Source organism: Azospirillum mesophilum, assembly GCF_053470405.2.
In genome coordinates this window covers 30,799-45,680 of record NZ_JBPXMQ020000026.1, presented here as the reverse complement: position 1 = coordinate 45,680, position 14,882 = coordinate 30,799, and the positions used below count along the sequence as shown (strand labels likewise).

Annotated in this window: 13 protein-coding genes and 2 pseudogenes; 7 read left to right on the top strand and 8 right to left on the bottom strand. The window is 71.8% G+C overall.

Annotated features, from left to right (window positions below; all coding sequences use genetic code 11):
- Nucleotides 1–10: 10 nt before the first annotated feature.
- Nucleotides 11–379, bottom strand: coding sequence for a response regulator (locus ACSVC7_RS22265; RefSeq protein WP_448206763.1), 369 nt, complete (start codon nucleotides 377–379; stop codon nucleotides 11–13).
- A 13-nt stretch (nucleotides 380–392) separates the two neighbouring features.
- Nucleotides 393–2,876, bottom strand: a complete 2,484-nt coding sequence (locus tag ACSVC7_RS22260) for a hypothetical protein (protein ID WP_483508642.1) — start codon at nucleotides 2,874–2,876, stop codon at nucleotides 393–395.
- A 281-nt stretch (nucleotides 2,877–3,157) separates the two neighbouring features.
- Between ACSVC7_RS22260 and ACSVC7_RS22255 the strand changes: the two genes are divergently transcribed.
- A complete protein-coding gene (locus ACSVC7_RS22255; RefSeq protein WP_448206765.1) occupies nucleotides 3,158–3,859 on the top strand; it encodes an SDR family oxidoreductase in 702 nt (233 codons plus the stop codon).
- Nucleotides 3,860–3,862: 3 nt separating this feature from the next.
- Here ACSVC7_RS22255 and ACSVC7_RS22250 read toward each other — a convergent pair whose 3' ends face one another.
- Complete coding sequence (locus ACSVC7_RS22250) at nucleotides 3,863–4,027, bottom strand: TetR/AcrR family transcriptional regulator C-terminal domain-containing protein (RefSeq protein ID WP_483508651.1); 165 nt, start codon at nucleotides 4,025–4,027, stop codon at nucleotides 3,863–3,865.
- Between the two features lie 48 nt (nucleotides 4,028–4,075).
- Here ACSVC7_RS22250 and ACSVC7_RS22245 point away from each other — a divergent pair.
- The 3 genes and pseudogenes from ACSVC7_RS22245 to ACSVC7_RS22235 form a co-directional block, all read left to right on the top strand.
- Nucleotides 4,076–4,123: pseudogene (locus tag ACSVC7_RS22245) on the top strand (hypothetical protein); the annotation flags it as partial.
- Between the two features lie 145 nt (nucleotides 4,124–4,268).
- A pseudogene (locus tag ACSVC7_RS22240) lies at nucleotides 4,269–5,679 on the top strand (efflux RND transporter permease subunit); the annotation flags it as partial.
- Nucleotides 5,680–5,711: 32 nt separating this feature from the next.
- Nucleotides 5,712–5,939, top strand: coding sequence for an efflux RND transporter permease subunit (locus tag ACSVC7_RS22235; protein WP_448206767.1), 228 nt, complete (start codon nucleotides 5,712–5,714; stop codon nucleotides 5,937–5,939).
- A gap of 52 nt (nucleotides 5,940–5,991) precedes the next feature.
- Here the strand turns inward: ACSVC7_RS22235 and ACSVC7_RS22230 are convergent, their stop codons facing one another.
- Complete coding sequence (locus ACSVC7_RS22230; protein ID WP_448206768.1) at nucleotides 5,992–6,858, bottom strand: beta-1,6-N-acetylglucosaminyltransferase; 867 nt, start codon at nucleotides 6,856–6,858, stop codon at nucleotides 5,992–5,994.
- 245 nt (nucleotides 6,859–7,103) lie between these two features.
- Here ACSVC7_RS22230 and ACSVC7_RS22225 point away from each other — a divergent pair, with 245 nt between their 5' ends.
- From ACSVC7_RS22225 to ACSVC7_RS22215, 3 genes are all read left to right on the top strand, one after another.
- Nucleotides 7,104–7,943, top strand: coding sequence for a hypothetical protein (locus ACSVC7_RS22225; RefSeq protein WP_448206769.1), 840 nt, complete (start codon nucleotides 7,104–7,106; stop codon nucleotides 7,941–7,943).
- On the top strand, nucleotides 7,940–8,656 hold the full coding sequence (locus ACSVC7_RS22220) for a hypothetical protein (RefSeq protein WP_448206770.1): 717 nt from the start codon (nucleotides 7,940–7,942) through the stop codon (nucleotides 8,654–8,656). Before ACSVC7_RS22225 ends, ACSVC7_RS22220 begins: the two co-directional genes overlap by 4 nt.
- 160 nt (nucleotides 8,657–8,816) lie before the next feature.
- Complete coding sequence (locus ACSVC7_RS22215) at nucleotides 8,817–9,281, top strand: hypothetical protein (RefSeq protein WP_448206771.1); 465 nt, start codon at nucleotides 8,817–8,819, stop codon at nucleotides 9,279–9,281.
- 21 nt (nucleotides 9,282–9,302) lie between these two features.
- Here ACSVC7_RS22215 and ACSVC7_RS22210 read toward each other — a convergent pair whose 3' ends face one another.
- From ACSVC7_RS22210 to ACSVC7_RS22195, 4 genes are all read right to left on the bottom strand, one after another.
- Complete coding sequence (locus ACSVC7_RS22210; protein WP_448206772.1) at nucleotides 9,303–11,552, bottom strand: xanthine dehydrogenase family protein molybdopterin-binding subunit; 2,250 nt, start codon at nucleotides 11,550–11,552, stop codon at nucleotides 9,303–9,305.
- Complete coding sequence (locus tag ACSVC7_RS22205) at nucleotides 11,549–12,058, bottom strand: (2Fe-2S)-binding protein (protein WP_448206773.1); 510 nt, start codon at nucleotides 12,056–12,058, stop codon at nucleotides 11,549–11,551. Before ACSVC7_RS22205 ends, ACSVC7_RS22210 begins: the two co-directional genes overlap by 4 nt.
- Nucleotides 12,058–13,305 (bottom strand): c-type cytochrome, encoded by a 1,248-nt coding sequence (locus tag ACSVC7_RS22200; protein WP_448206774.1) that lies wholly within the window; start codon nucleotides 13,303–13,305, stop codon nucleotides 12,058–12,060. Before ACSVC7_RS22200 ends, ACSVC7_RS22205 begins: the two co-directional genes overlap by 1 nt.
- Before the next feature lie 88 nt (nucleotides 13,306–13,393).
- A complete protein-coding gene (locus ACSVC7_RS22195) occupies nucleotides 13,394–14,881 on the bottom strand; it encodes an SRPBCC family protein (RefSeq protein ID WP_448206775.1) in 1,488 nt (495 codons plus the stop codon).
- Nucleotide 14,882 lies beyond the last annotated feature (1 nt).

Sequence of the window (14,882 nt, the reverse complement as noted above, 5' to 3'; positions counted from 1 at the left end):
CCGGGCGCCCTCAGCCGGCGACGGACAGGGCGCCGGCGATGCGGGCCAGCAGCTCCGCCGACTCCACCGGCTTGCGCACGACCGCCGCCACACGCGCCCCACCGTTCGCGGAGGCCACGTCGAAACCGCCGCTGGCCGACAGGACGATCACCGGCGGCGGGTCGGGGACCTCCGCCGCCAGCGCGTCCAGCGTGCGCAGCCCGTCCATCACCGGCATCATCAGGTCCAGCACCACAAGGTCGAAGCGGCGTTCGCGCAGCCGCGCGATCCCCGCCGCCCCGTCTGGTGCTGTGACCACCGCGTAGCCTTCGACCTCCAGCTTCATCGCCAGCAGCTCGCTCAGCAGGTCGTCGTCGTCGATCAGAAGGATGCTTGCCACCGCGTCGTCCCCCTCACAGCAGCTTGCGCAGGCACAAACGGAAGTCGAAACCGGTCCCCACACCCGACATGGCGTCGAGCCGCCCGCCCCAGGCGGCGAGCCGCCGCGCCCCGGCCTGGATGGCGCGCAGCTCCGCCGAATCCGGGTCGCGGGCGCCCAGCACGACATCGCGCAGCCGCTCCTGCGGCATGCCGACGCCGTCGCTGGTGCAGCGCACGACCACGTCCTGCGGACCCTCCGCCAGCTCGACCAGCACCGCCGCCCCTTCCCGCGCGTCGCGGACGAGCAGCAGCAGGATCGCCAGCATCAGCTCCCGCGTTTCCCGCGCGCCGGCGACGACCAGGGTCACCAGCTCCGGCCAGCGGCGCTCCAGCCGCACGCGGCGGCGGGAGGCCTCCTCGGCGGCGTGCTCCAGCGCCGCGGTCAGCGGCTCGCGCGGGTCGATGGGGTAGAGCCCCTGGGCAGCGCCCTCCGGCTCCGCGTCGAAGAAGGCACCGACGCGGGCCAGCCGCTCGCGCGTCCGTTCCACCGCGCCGCGCAGCCGGTCCAGCGCCCGCGCGCGTCCCGCCTCGCCCAGGCGCGCGTCGCCCAGCAAGTCGGCGGCGAGCAGGATCGCCTCCATCTCGTTGCGCAGCTGAAGGTCCAGGTGGCGGGCCAACGTCGCCTGGAAGCCGGCCAGCCGGGAAACGTCGGTCACGTCCACCAGCTCGCACAGCAGGGCGCCGCCGACCCAGCGTCCGTTCTCCCCGGCCAACGCCGGGCGGCTGGGGGCGGACAGCTTCAGGAGATAGCGGGTCCCGTTCCCGCCCAGCCGTGCCGGCAGGCTGACTCCGCCGCCATCCGACATGATTCGCCGCAGCAGGCCCCCGGCCTCCGCCGGGTCCACCCCGGCCCCGCGCACCAGCAGGTCGAGCGGCGTGACGAGGTCGGGCGCCAAGCCCGCATCGCGCAGCACCTCCCCCATGCGGTCGTTGACGAGCTGGGGCCGGGCGAAGGGGTCGAACACCGCGATGGCCGAGCTGGTCTCCGCCAGGACCGCCTCCAGCAGGTCGAGCCGGTGCTCCAACTGCCCGACGATGCGGCGGATTTGACGGTCCACCGACTTGCCGACCGCATCCGTGTCCGGCCGTTCCGCGACGGACCGCTCAGCCACCAGCAGGTCGCCCAGTTGCTCCGCGATGGCGGCGAAGCCCGGCACCGCCGGGCGGTCCTGACCCGGCTGTTCTGGAGCCACGAAGACCCAATAGGCCAGCGGGTCGCCGTCCGGCGGCAGCGGCGCCACGAAGGCGGCCTCGCCCGGCCCGGCCGGCAGCAGCCCCTTCGCCGGGCGCACCGGGCCGGCTGCGGCGGCTTGCGCGTAGGGCGGCCGCAACGGGTCGCGCGCGTCGGCCGGCAGGTCGGCCAGCGCGCAGCCGTGGGCGGCCACCTCCCGCAGCGCGTGGCCGTCCGGCTCCAGAAGCAGCGACTTGGGCAGGTTGAGCAGCCGCGCCGCCAGCGCCATGCTCAGCGGCACGCGGTCGGCCTCCACCTCCGCCGTGCCACGGTGCAGCCGCTCCCGCACCTGAGTGGACACGCCGCGCAGGATGCAGCGCAAGGACCGGTCCTGCTCCATCTCGCGCTGGCGCTGCACCAGCGGCAGCAGCAGGAGCTGTGACAGCAGAAGCTCCGTCAGCGGCAGCACGGCGCCGCCCCAGCGCAGCACAGCGTAACCGAGCGCCAGCAGCAGCAGGACCACGGCCAGCGCGGTCCACAGCGCCAGACGGGGGCCGATCCGCCCGTAGACCAGGGCGCCCAGCGCGCAAGCAAGCGCGACCAGCACCACCGTGCCCAATAGGCCGAACTCCAGCGGCGGCCCGGCGAGAAGCGTGGCGAAGGCGGAGGCGTGGAAGGCCAGCGCGCTCATGGTCTCCGCCCCCGGCGTCACCGGCGTGTTCAGGCCGGGGCCGGAGGCCGGCCCGACCAGCACCGTCCGGCCGGCGACCATCTGCGGCAGCAGCCGGCCGTTGACGAGGCTGTCGTAGCCGGCGGTGGGAAGTGGTCGGGCGTCGTCGGCGAAGCGAAGCAGGAAGCCGCGCTCCCCCGCCTCGGGAACGGCCGCGCCCGCCGCGCGGGCTGCCGCCGCCTCCACCGTGGGTGCACGGTCCCCCTCCACCGGAATGGAGGTCCATTGCCGGCGGTGGATGCCGTGCTCGGCCGGCGCCAGTGCTGAGGGGCGCGCCACGAACAGGTCGTTCCGTCCATCCTGCGCGCCGTCCGGCAAGCCGGGAGCGCCGGAGGCGGGCACCAGCAGGATGCGGGCAGCGCCGAGATCCCGCAGCGCCTTGACGGCCGGCGTCCAGCGGTCCGGCCCGCCGTCCGACATGCCCTCGCCCGGCATTTCGACGATCAAGGGGAGCGGTTCGCCGCTGTCCCCCAGCCGCGCCGCGCCCAGCCCCACCGCCGCGTCGTACAGAAGGCCGTTGGGCAGGCGGAACAGCGCCAAAGCCGACAGAACCACCGTTGCGGCGAAGGCGGCGAGCGCCAGAACGGACGGATGGCCCAGCGATGCCTTCAGCGTCCCCTCCCCCAGGCAGCACGAAAGTCGTCAGCACGAAAGTTGTTCGACTTCGGTACGAAAGTACCGGTGGGGACATAACCAGCGAGCCCGCGATGCGTTCCTACTCTGGTATGCCATAGGTGCGGTATGCCACGGACGCCGGTTTGCTACGGATGGACACGGCGCCTGTTGATCCTCCCAGACACGGCAGCGGTGCCCCGCGCCCTACAGGAGAATCAACCATGCCCGATGGAAAAGTCCTGCTCGTCACCGGAGCGTCCAGCGGCATCGGCGCCGCCACGGCGCGCGCGGCGGCCGCGGCCGGCTGGCGCCTTGCCCTGGCGGCGCGTTCGGCCGACAAGCTCACGGCGCTGGTTGGGGAGATCGGGGAGGACCGCGCCTGCGCCGTCCCCTGCGACGTCGCCGACTACGACAGTCAGGTGCGGATGGCGGACGCCGTGATGGCGCGTTTCGGACGCATCGACGCCGTCTTCGCCAACGCCGGCACCGGCGGCAAGCCGGGCGGCTTCTCCGCGGCCCCGCCCGAGAGCTGGCGCCGGATGGTCGAGGTCAACATCCTGGGCGTCGCCTACACGCTGCGCGCGACGCTGGAACAGGTCAAGGCGGCGCGCGGGCATGTGGTGATCACCGGCTCGGTCGCCGGGCGGCGGGTGCTGGCCGGGTCGATGTACGCGGCCACCAAATGGGCCGTGAGCGCCATCGGCTACGGCCTGCGGGAGGAGCTGCGCGGAACCGGCGTGCGCGTGACGCTCATCGAGCCGGGCATGGTCGACACGCCCTTCTTCGACAACCCGCAGCCCGACGCGCTGAAGCCGGAGGACATTGCCCGCAGCGTCCTCTACGCCCTGGACCAGCCGCCGGGCGTGGACGTGCACGAACTGACCATCCTGCCGACGCCGCCCCTGGCCCCTCCCGCCGGCTGACCGTCAGGGGGCCTTCGCGCCGCTGAGGAACAGGGCCACCGCGTCGCGGACGTAGCGGTCCACGTCCCCCACGGGGCAGGGGTGCTGGGGCAGGATCAGCCGGCGCATCAGGATGTTGCCGGTGACCATGCCCATGAAGGCCCGCGCGGCGACCTTCGGGTCCTCCACGCGCAGGGCGCCCTGCCCGGCCAGCGCGGGGAGCTTCAGTTCTCCAACGTGACGGTCGATCCGGGGACCAGCTCCGTCCAGCTGCGGGCGGTCTTCCCCAACCCGAACCAGGAGCTGCTGCCCGGCCTGTTCGTGCGCGCCCGCGTGGAGCAGGGCGTGGCCGAAGGCGCCATCGCCGCCCCTCATGTCCAAATTCTTCATCGACCGGCCGGTCTTCGCCTGGGTCATCGCCATCGTCATCATGCTGGCGGGTGCGCTCGCGATTCTCCGCCTGCCGGTCGAGCAGTACCCGAAGATCGCGCCGCCGACGGTGTCCATCACCGCCAGCTATCCCGGCGCCTCGGCCAAGACGCTGGAGGACACGGTCACCCAGGTCATCGAGCAGAAGATGACCGGGCTCGACCACTTCCGCTACATGTCCTCGGCCAGCGATTCGTCGGGCAACGTCACCATCACCCTGACCTTCGAGCCGGAGGCCAACCCCGACATCGCCCAGGTCCAGGTGCAGAACAAGCTGAAGCTGGCCACCCCCCTCCTGCCGCAGGAGGTGCAGCAGCGCGGCCTCCAGGACACGATGAGCCGCGTGCCCGGCGTGGGCGACATCACCGTCTTCGGTCCGCAACACGCCATGCGCATCTGGCTCGACCCCGACGCGCTGAACAGCCATCAACTCACCACCACCGACATCGCCAGCGCGATCAGGACGGAGAACGCGCAAGTTTCCGCCGGCCAGCAGTTCAACGCCACCATCATGGCGCAGTTACGCATGCAGTCGCCGCGGCGGGCTGTCGTCGTTCGGCTTTTCGGTCAACGTGCTGACCATGTTCGGCATGGCGCTGTCCATCGGCCTGCTGGTGGACGACGCCATCGTCGTGGTGGAGAACGTCGAGCGCGTGATGGGCGAGGACGGGCTGCCCCCGCGCGAGGCGACGCGCAAGTCCATGGGGCAGATCACCGGCGCGCTGGTCGGCATCGCGCTGGTGCTGTCCGCCGTGTTCGTGCCCATGGCCTTCTTCGGCGGGTCGGCTGGCGCCATCTACCGCCAGTTCTCGCTGACCATCGTGTCGGCCATGGCCCTGTCGGTGCTGGTCGCCCTGGTGCTGACGCCGGCGCTGTGCGCCACCATCCTGAAGCCGCTGAAGAACCATGACGGCCACGGCCATGCGAAGGGCGGCTTCTTCGGGCTGTTCAACCGGGGCTTCGACGCCGGCAGCCGCGTCTACCTGCGCGGCGTGCGCGGGGCGGTGTCGCGGCTGGGGCGCTACGGCGTCGCCTATCGGTTGATCCTCGGCGGGCTGGCCTACCTGTTCCTGCAGATGCCCTCCTCCTTCCTGCCGGAGGAGGATCGCGGCCAGCTGTTCGTGCTGTGGTCGGCGCCGCCGAACGCCAGCATCGAACGCACGCTGGAAACCAACAAGCTGGTCGAGGCCCATTTCCTGGAGCAGGAAAAGGACAATGTCGAGGGCCTGTTCACCATCGCCGGCTTCAACTTCGCCGGCCGCGGGCAGAACGCCGGCATGGCCTTCGTCCGGCTGAAGGACTGGGAGGAGCGCAAGACCCCGGCCAGCAAGCCCGCCGCCATCGCCGCGCGCGCCATGGGCGCCCTGTCGCGGGTCAAGGACGCGGTGGTCTTCGCCTTCATGCCGCCGTCGAGGCGTGCCGCCAGCGCCTGCGCCCGATCATCATGACGTCGCTGGCCTTCGTGCTGGGCGTGCTGCCGCTGGCGACCAGCAGCGGCGCCGGTTCGGAAAGCCAGAACGCCATCGGCGTCGGGGTGATGGGCGGCATGATCTCGGCCACCGTGCTGGCGATCCTGTTCGTGCCGGTCTTCTTCGTCGCCGTCTACCGCCTGTTCGGCAGCAAGCGCGTGGGCCAGCAGGCCCGGCACGCGGAGCCGGTTCCCGCCGAGTGACCGGCACCGCCTGGACGGACGGGCACGCCGTCCGTCCGTCCGGCGCGCCCGTTCACCCGTGGTCGGGTTCGGCGCTCTCGAAGAGGGCCTTCGCGTGCCGGACGAGCGGGCAGGACGCGCTGCGCACCTTCCGCAGGAACAGGGTGCGGCCGGGGACGCTGCGGGGAACCTCCCAGAGATGCTGGTAGACGTAAGGGCGCGGCTTGCGGTCCCAGTTGTCGTGCAGCGCGCAGCCGTCCCGCCCCACCCCCGCCAGGGACAGCAGCGTGGGCATGACGCTTTCGTCCGGGACCAGGGAATAGCGGAAGGAGTCGCGCAGCCACGGATCCTCCAGCCGCTCCAGCGCGGCCTCCACCGCCTTGCGCGTCAGCGACCACCATTGCGAGCCCTTGTAGACCGTCTCCAGCGGGTATTTCCCGGTCTTCATGATGCGGAGAAGCCCCTCCAGCGCCGGGATGTCGGCCTCCCGGAAGTGGCGCGTTTCAAGCTCCGGGTTCCTCGGGCAGGAGGCGGGGGAGTCCGGAAGATACGCCTGATCGTACCGGTGCCGGAAACTGTTGGGTTTGCCCGTCCACAGGTTGAGGCCGCTGTCCATGACCTCGAAGAAATGGGCCTGCGACGTGATCACGAAACTGTCGTCGGAGATCAGGGTCAGACGCCGCACGGACGGCACCCGCAAGGCCAGAGCGATCAGGTCGTTTGTCGCCTCCACCATGGAATAGCCGCCCCAGAAGACCTCGCGTTCGCGGATCACCGTCACCGGCGACCGGGCGGTGCAGTCCTTCAGCCGGGAGAAGTCTTCGTTGGACTTGCGGTCCACATGCACGAAGAAGCCGATGTCCGGATGGTCGAGCGTGCCGATCAGCGCTTCAAGGATTGCCGGCTGCCGGCAGGCCAGGACCAGAATGGCGAATTTCATGGGAAGACCGTCTCCGTCCCGCGGCATGCTCCGGCGCACTCCCGCGGCTCCCCGGCGGGCGCGTCGCCGGAACAATGACGACGGGCGCTGCGTCGCGCAACTTCAAATAGGCTATGCATTCATATTGCCTATTTCTGAGACATTCTGTAGTCATACACACACCCAGTTCGCGAGTCTGGCGCGCGGACCTGCGGCTTTGATGGCGGCCTGGATGGCGCGCGTTCACGGAGAGAGCCGAGCCGAGGATGCCCCGCAGCGCCATCTGCACGATCATCACCCCGGATTACGCGGACTACGCGCTCGCCCTCCGCTCGTCGCTGGACGAGAGCGGCTGGACCGGTCCCCTGTTCGTGCTGGCGACCGCCCCCTGCGCCATCCCGCATCCGGGCATCCGCCTGTGGACGGTTCCGGGACTGGCCGCAACGTCGCCGGGCGCGCGGGCGACCCTCGCCACCCACGGGAAGGACAGGGATCGGCTGCGCTGGTGCATGAAGCCCGTCTTCCTGGCCCACCTACTTGAAGAGGGGATGGCGGACGCGGTCGTCTATTGCGATCCGGACCTCTTCTTCTTCGAATCGCCACAGCCGCTGTTCGACGAGTTGCGGACCGGCGGGATCCTGCTCACGCCGCACTGGCGCCCGGCGACCCCGGAGGCGTCGCCGCAGGACTTCCGCCTGAACTTCACGGACGGGCTGTTCAACGCCGGCTGCGTCGGGGCGAACCGGGCGGGGACCGACGCCCTGCGCTGGTGGGCCGCGGCCTGCCGCCACGCCTGCGAAAAGAACCCCGCCGAGGGCCTGTTCGACGACCAGCGCTACCTCGACCTCATGCCGCTCCATTTCCCCCGGACACGCATCCTTCGCCACCAGGGGTTCAACCTGGCGGTGTGGAACCGGCATCTCCGCGATCCGGGGGAGGACGGGGTGCGGCCCGTCCCCGACCGGTTCCCGGTCTCCCTCGTCCACTTCACCCGGAAAACGATGTCGCTGATCGACCAAGGGCACGACCCGATCCTGGAGCCTTATCTCGCCCGCTACCGCGCCGCCCTGGACCGGGTGCGCGCGACGCGGAGGGTGCCGGCATGAAAGGGGCGGACCTGAAGGGCACGCTGACCGTCTGCCTGACCAACTGGCGCCGGCCCGAGCTGCTGCGCCGGCTGCTGCCGCGGCTGGCCGCCAACAAGCTGGAACCGCGCCTTTTCGTCTGGAACAACGGCGAGCCGGCGGACTTCCCGGAAGCCCATTGGACCGTGGCCTCGTCGGTCAACATGATCTGCTGGCCGCGCTGGTTCATGGCCACCTGCGCCGAGACCGAGTATGTGTGCATCATCGACGACGACATCGACGTGATCCACCAGGACTCCCTGGAAGTCCTCGTGGCCGAGGTCGCGGGCTCGCCGCCCGGCACCATCGCCGGGGTGGAAGGGGTGGTGCTGTCCCCGGCCGGCGGATACCGCGACGGCACGCACCGCCGGATGGGGGACCACCGTCCGACCAGCGTGCCCTGCGACGTGGTGAAGGGGGAGGTGATGGCCATGCGCACCGCCGACCTGCGCCGCCGCCTGCCCCTGAGCGACCCGGCCCGCTACCGCGAGGACGACATCGCCGTCAGCGCGCTGCTGGCCGAGGGGCAGCGGGACCGGCACCGCTGCATCGCCAACCCCTGGCGCTACTTCCGCGTCTACGACGCCCCGCACGCGCTGTGCGAGCAGCCCGGCCACTCCGACCGCCGCGACGCGGCGGCGCTTTCCTGGTTCGGCGCGCAGCCGATGCCCCACCCCACTGTCGTCGCGGCCTGAAGCCCTCGCCCGCCTCCGGCGGGAGAGGGATTTTAACGGACTGTGTTGCGTGAGGACCGGAAAATTGCTCGCGGTCGGGATGGAACCGGCCGCCGTCCGTGTTTGACTCTTCAGGAGAGGAATGCTGCCCGTCCCCTGGAGTTCTCGCATGCGCAACGCCGTGCTGCTGATGCTTCTGGCCTGTTCAGCCTGCGTGGTACCGCCGCCCGTCGCGGTCCCGGTGACGCCCCCGACCACGCAGGTCGAGCCCCAGCAGTTGCCCTGCCGGGAGTTCAACACGCCGGTCGTGATCGACGGGCAGCAGCAGCAGGCCGTAGGCCTCGCCTGCCTGCAGGCCGACGGCAGCTGGCGGGTCCAGCAGACCATCCCCGGACAGGCGTCGCAGACCTACGTGGTGCAGCCGCAGGTCTACCGGCCCTACTACCCGCCGGCCTACTGGTCCGATCCCTGGGTCTACGGCCCGCCGCTGTTCACCGGCGGCGTCTTTATCGGCAGCGGGTGGGGCGGCGGATGGGGGTACGGTCACCATTACGGGTGGGGCCACGGTGGCTGGGGGCATCCCGGATGGCACGGCGGGCCCGGATGGCACGGCGGGTGGGGCGGCGGGTGGCATGGCCACCGCTGATGAGGGCATCACGCGCCGATCTCACGCGCCAATGACGGCCTTCACCCGGTCCGCCGTCAGCGGCAGGTCGCGGATGCGCGCGCCGGCCGCGCGGGCGACCGCGTTCGCCACCGCCGCCGAGGTCGGCCCCTGCGTGGCCTCGCCGGTGCCCAGGTAGGGCTGGCCCGGCCGGTCGATGATGTGGACGTCGATCCGGTCGGGAACCGAGGGGAAGCGCAGGATGGGGTAGCCGCTCCAGTCCAGGCTGGTCACGCCGTCCCGGCCGAAGTCCACCGCTTCGAACAGAGTCCAGCTCATGGACTGGATGATGCCGCCCTCGATCTGGTTGCGGATGCCGTCGGGGTTGACCGCCTGCCCGCTGTCCACCGCGGCGACCGCGCGCACCAGACGCGCTTGGCCGGTTTCCCGCTCCACCTCCACCTCTGCGGCCACGGCGGCGTAGGCGGCGAGGTTCTTGTAGCGCGCGAAGGCGAAGCCGCGCCCGCGCCCCTTCGGCAAGGCGGCCTCCGCCCAGCCGAAGCGCTCGGCGGCCACGGTCACCACGTCGCGGGCGCGCGGGTCCTCCAGGTGGCGCAGGCGGAACTCCACGGGATCGGCGCCGGCCGCGACGGCGAGGTCGTCCATGAAGGTCTCGATGGCGAAGACGTTCATGTAGGCGCCGAGCGCCCGCGCCGCCGAGGTGCGCAGCGGCGCCTCGGGGATGAAGTGGTGCACGACGCGCGCGGCGGGCAGCGTGTAGAGCGGGATGGCGTTGCGGTCGCCGCCCCCTTCCGGCTGCGGCAGCGGCTTGGGCGGTGGCGGCTGGAAGGGCTGTTCGAGATATTGCGCGGACAGCAGGTTGCCGGCGGCCCCGGGCCGGGTGTTGTGCGGGTTGCTCCACACCTCGTACTGCCAGTCGACGATGCGGCCGGAGGCATCGAGCGACGCGCGCAGCTTCGACACCATCGCCGGGCCGTAGGGCTCCCAGCCGTGCTCGTCCTCGCGCATCCACTGCACGCGCACCGGCCGGCCGGGGAAGGCGCGCGCCAGCAGCGCGGCGTCGGCCCCGGCGTCGTCGGCGGCGTTGTGGCCGTAGCAGCCGGAGCCCTCGACATGCACGCAGCGGACGGAATCGGCGGGCATCCGCAGCATCTCGGCGATGGCCTTGCGCAGCGGATAAACGCCCTGGCTGTGGGTCCACACCGTCACCGCGCCGTCCTGGAACAGCCCGACCGCGCAGGACGGCCCGATGGAGGCGTGCATCTGGTAGGGCCGGCGGAAGGTTGCCTCCAGCGTCTTCACCGCACCCGGCGCGGCGGGGCCGCGGTCCAGGATGGTGCGATGCTCGGCCGGCCAGGTCTCGATGCTGTCGTAGAGCGTCGCCCGGTCCGGCAGCGGCGGGCCGGGATCCCAGCGCGCCGCCTCGGCCAGCGCCCGCAGGGCGGTGACGGCCTGGAATTCGCGCTCGGCGATCACGGCGAGGTAGCTGCCGTCGCGCACCACCTTCAGCACGCCGGGCATCCGCTCCACGGCCGCCGTGTCCACGTCGCGCAGGCGGCCGCCGTGCGTGGGCGGGCGGACGACGCGGGCGTGCACCATGCCCGGCAGCCGCAGATCCTGCACATAGGCCGGGCCGCCGGTCACCTTGGCCGGGATGTCCACCCGGTGCAGGGGCTGGCCGATCACCGTGTAGGCGCCGGGGGCCTTGAGCGGCGAGTCGGGTGCCGCCTCCCGGTGCAGCTCCTGCCCGGTGACCAGCTCGCCATAGCGGAGGCTGCGCCCGTCCGGTGCCACGATGGCACCCCCGCGCGCGGTCAGCTGGTCGGCCGGCACGCCCAGCCGCTGGGCCGCCAAGTCGGTGAGGATGGCGCGCACCTGGGCGGCGGCGTTCAGCAGCGCCGTGCCGCTGTCCTGCATGGAGTGGCTGCCGGCGGTGTAGGCCTCGTTCGGCGTGGTCTGCGTGTCGGCGGTGATCAGGGTGATGGATTGGGGATCGACCGACAGCTCCTCCGCCGCCACCTGGATCAGCGCGGTCTTGATGCCCTGCCCCAGCTCCACCTTGCCGGTGAAGACGGTGATCCGCCCGTCGGCGTCGATGCGGATCCAGGAATCCAGCATCGGGGCGTCCTTCAGGCTGCCGGGCAGGCGCGGGGCCTTGTTCGGCTCCTTCCCGGCGTTCTGCGCCTCCTCGGCCAGCAGATGGCGGAGCGGCGTCATGGCGAAGGCGACGACCAGCGCGCCGCCGGCCAGCACGGCGCGGCGCGACAGGCTGCCGGAAAACAGGCCGCTCATGGCCGGCCTCCCTCAGGTCCGGAGGGGGCTCCGGAGGGCGCTTGCGCCGTCTGCACCGACCCGGCGGCGCGCTTCACCGCCCGCAGGATCCGCATGTGCGTCCCGCAGCGGCACAGGTTCGTCTTCATATGCTCGCGGATTTCCGCGTCGGTCGGGTTCGGCTTGCTTTGCAGCAGCGCCTGCGCCCGCATCACCATGCCGGCGATGCAATAGCCGCACTGCGCCGCCTGCTCCTCGATGAAGGCGCGTTGCAACGGGCTGGGGTTTTCCGCGCTGCCCAGCCCCTCGATGGTGGTGATCTTGCGGCCTTCCAGCAGCAGGACCGGCGTGACGCAGGAGAAGACCGCGCGCCCGTCCACCAGCACGGTGCAGGACCCGCACTGGCCCAGGCCGCAGCCGAACTTCGCCCCGTTCAGGCCCAGGTCGTCGCGCAGCACGTAGAGCAGCGGCGTCGCCGGGTCGGCGTCGATCCGGTGATCCTTGCCGTTGACGGTGAGGGTGACCATCAGGATGTCTCCTTCCCCTGGCGGATGCGGCGCACGGTTCCTTCGATGTCGCTCCAGGCCGGGCCGTTGACGAAGCTGCCGCGCAGATAGGTTGCCAGCGCCGCGATCTGGCTGTCCGTCATGACGTCGGCGAAGCCGGGCATGATCGCGCCGGGCTCGCTCTGCCGCGGGTGGATGCCGTCCAGCACGATGTGGATCAGGTTGCGCGGGTCCGGCCCGGTGACGGCCGAGCTGAGCGCCAGCGGCACGCCGCGCGCGGTGACCGGCCCGCCGTCGTTGTGGCAGGACGCGCAGGCCGCCGCGTAGATGGCGCCGCCCTCCCCGCCGGACGCGGAGGATGCGGGCGGAGCCGGCTCACGCCCCGCCGGCGCCATGGAACCGATATAGGCCGCGATGGCCCGCACGTCGGCCTCCGGCGCGCGGGCGAGGTTGTGCGACACCGGCGCCATCGGGCCGGCGGCGGCCCCGTGCCGCGAGTCCACGCCGCGCAGGTAGGCGAAGACGCGGTCGGCGGTCCAGGGCACCGGCGCGGTGGAGTTCCGGTTCAGCGCCGGCGCGTGCCAGCCCTCCACGCTGCCTCCGGAGTAGGTCTTGTCCCGCTCCTCCGCACCCAGCCGGTTGCGCGGGCTGTGGCAGGCGCCGCAATGGGCCACCGCCTCCGCCAGATAGGCGCCGCGGTTCCAGTCCTCGCCCTGCCCGGCGGCCGGCGGCACGGGTCCCTTGTCGAGGAACAGCAGCTTCCACCCGGCCAGCAGCGGCCGGAAGCCCAGCGGGAAGGGAAGCTGGTTGCGCGGCGCCTCCTGCCGGACCGGCTCGCGGGTCATCAGGAACGCGTAGACCGCGCCGATGTCCTCGTCCGTCATGCGGGTGAAGTGGTCGTAGGGAAAGGCGGGGTAGAGGTGGTCGCCCTCGCGGTCCACGCCCTCGCGCATGGCGCGGCGGAAGGCGGCCTCCGACCAGCGCCCGATGCCGGTCTCCGGATCCGGGGTGATGTTGGTGGCGTAAATGGTGCCGAATGGCGTCGGCAGCGGCGCGCCGCCGGAATAGGGCTTGCCGTCGGGCTTGGTGTGGCAGACCACGCAATCGCCGATCAGCGCCAGCTGCGCCCCTTTCGCGACCCGCGCCGGATCGGCCGGCGGGGACGCCGCCGAATCGATGGGGTCGATGGACGGCCGCCATGCCAGCGCGGCAAAGCCCACGACACCCACCACGACCAGCAGGAGGAGCCCCAGCAGGAAACGTCTCAAGGCATTATCCTTTCCACGCCCAGCCCGTCCCTCCTCCATCTAGGGCGATGCACCCGCCCGCCAATCGTCCGGCGCCGGATGAGAGCGGTCAGGGCAGCAGAATGGTCGCCCCGACGCTGGCGCGGTCCTCCAGCCGGCGGTGGGCCTGCGCCGCCTCGAGCAAGGGCAGACGCGCGCCGACCAGCGGGCGGACCAGCCCGCGCCGCAGCGCGTCGAACAGCCGTTGCGAGGACTGCCGGACCTGCGCCGGGGTCCCGGCGTAATGGCCGAAGTTCGGCCGCGACAGCCGTGCCGAGCGCTCGGCCAGCGCGGCCACGTCCAGCGGCTCCGGGTTCCCGGCGGCCTGCCCGTAGCTGACGATATGCCCGCAGGGCGCGAGCATCGCCAAGTCGCGGGCCACGCTGTCGCGCCCGACCGCGTCGTAGATCACGTCGGCCCCGCGCCCGCCGGTCAGCTCCAGCACGCGAGCCGGCACGTCGTCGGACGCCAAAAGGACGTGGGCGCAGCCGTGGGCGCGGGCGACGCGGGCCTTCGCCTCCGACCCGACGACGCCGATCACCGTGGCGCCGAGCGCGCTCGCCCACTGCGCCAGCAGCACCCCGACCCCACCCCCCGCTGCGTGCACCACAACCGTCTCCCCGGCGGCCAGCGGGTGGACGCGGTGCAGCAGGAACTCCGCCGTTATGCCCTTCAGCAGAACGGCGGCGGCCGTCTCGTCGTCGAGGTCGTCGGGCAGGGAGACCAGCAGTTCCGCCGGCATCGTCCGCCGCTCCGCATAGGCGCCGACGGGCGCGCAGGCGTAGCCGACCCGGTCGCCGGGCGCGAGGCCGCTGACGCCGGGACCGACCGCTTCGATGATGCCGACCCCCTCCATTCCCGGCACGCCGGGCGGCTGGAGCAGGCGGAAATAGCCAGTGCGGCAGTACACGTCGATGAAGTTGACGCCGATGGCCGTGTGGCGGAGCGTCACCTCGCCCGGACCGGGCGGCGGGACGGACACGCGCGTCCATTGCATCACGTCGGGGGGACCGTAGCCGCGGACGACGATGGCGTTGGTGTCTCCTGCGCCTTTGCCGAACGTTCCGCCACGCGCACCCCCCTCACCCTGCCCTCTCCCCGGAGGGGAGAGGGTTCTGAACGGTGCGGAAAGGGTTTTCTTCAGGCCCGCGAACCCGGATTCGTACACGCCCTCGGCCACCAGCCGGACCATCTCCGCCTCATCGTCCGGCGGGCAGTCGAAGGCGCCGGACCAGTGCCAGAAGGTCCGGTTCCCGTCCGTCACCGGCCGCAACCGGATCTGCGCCACATAGCCGAACAGCGGCAGCGGCGCGTCCAGGATGCAGTAGGACAGCGCATGGTCCCGGTCGGACAGCGTCAGCAGTTGTTCGCGCAGAACCGCCCCGCCGGTCAGTCGGAAGCGCCGCACGGCACCCACCGCGTCGGGCGCCTGCCCGTCCTCGATCAGGCTGTCGGCGACGGCCGGGTGCCAGTCGCGGTGGCTGTTGAAGTCGCGCAGGATCCGCCAGACCTCCGCGACCGGCGCGTCGATGACCGTGGAGCGGACGATGCGCGGCATG

Coding starts and splice junctions, on each gene's coding strand:
- ACSVC7_RS22225 (WP_448206769.1), top strand. CDS start 7,104: ATGCCCCGCAGCGCCATCTGCACGATCATCACCCCGGATTACGCGGAC.
- ACSVC7_RS22205 (WP_448206773.1), bottom strand. CDS start 12,058: ATGGTCACCCTCACCGTCAACGGCAAGGATCACCGGATCGACGCCGAC.
- ACSVC7_RS22220 (WP_448206770.1), top strand. CDS start 7,940: ATGAAAGGGGCGGACCTGAAGGGCACGCTGACCGTCTGCCTGACCAAC.
- ACSVC7_RS22235 (WP_448206767.1), top strand. CDS start 5,712: ATGACGTCGCTGGCCTTCGTGCTGGGCGTGCTGCCGCTGGCGACCAGC.
- ACSVC7_RS22210 (WP_448206772.1), bottom strand. CDS start 11,552: ATGAGCGGCCTGTTTTCCGGCAGCCTGTCGCGCCGCGCCGTGCTGGCC.
- ACSVC7_RS22230 (WP_448206768.1), bottom strand. CDS start 6,858: ATGAAATTCGCCATTCTGGTCCTGGCCTGCCGGCAGCCGGCAATCCTT.
- ACSVC7_RS22255 (WP_448206765.1), top strand. CDS start 3,158: ATGCCCGATGGAAAAGTCCTGCTCGTCACCGGAGCGTCCAGCGGCATC.
- ACSVC7_RS22195 (WP_448206775.1), bottom strand. CDS start 14,881: ATGCCGCGCATCGTCCGCTCCACGGTCATCGACGCGCCGGTCGCGGAG.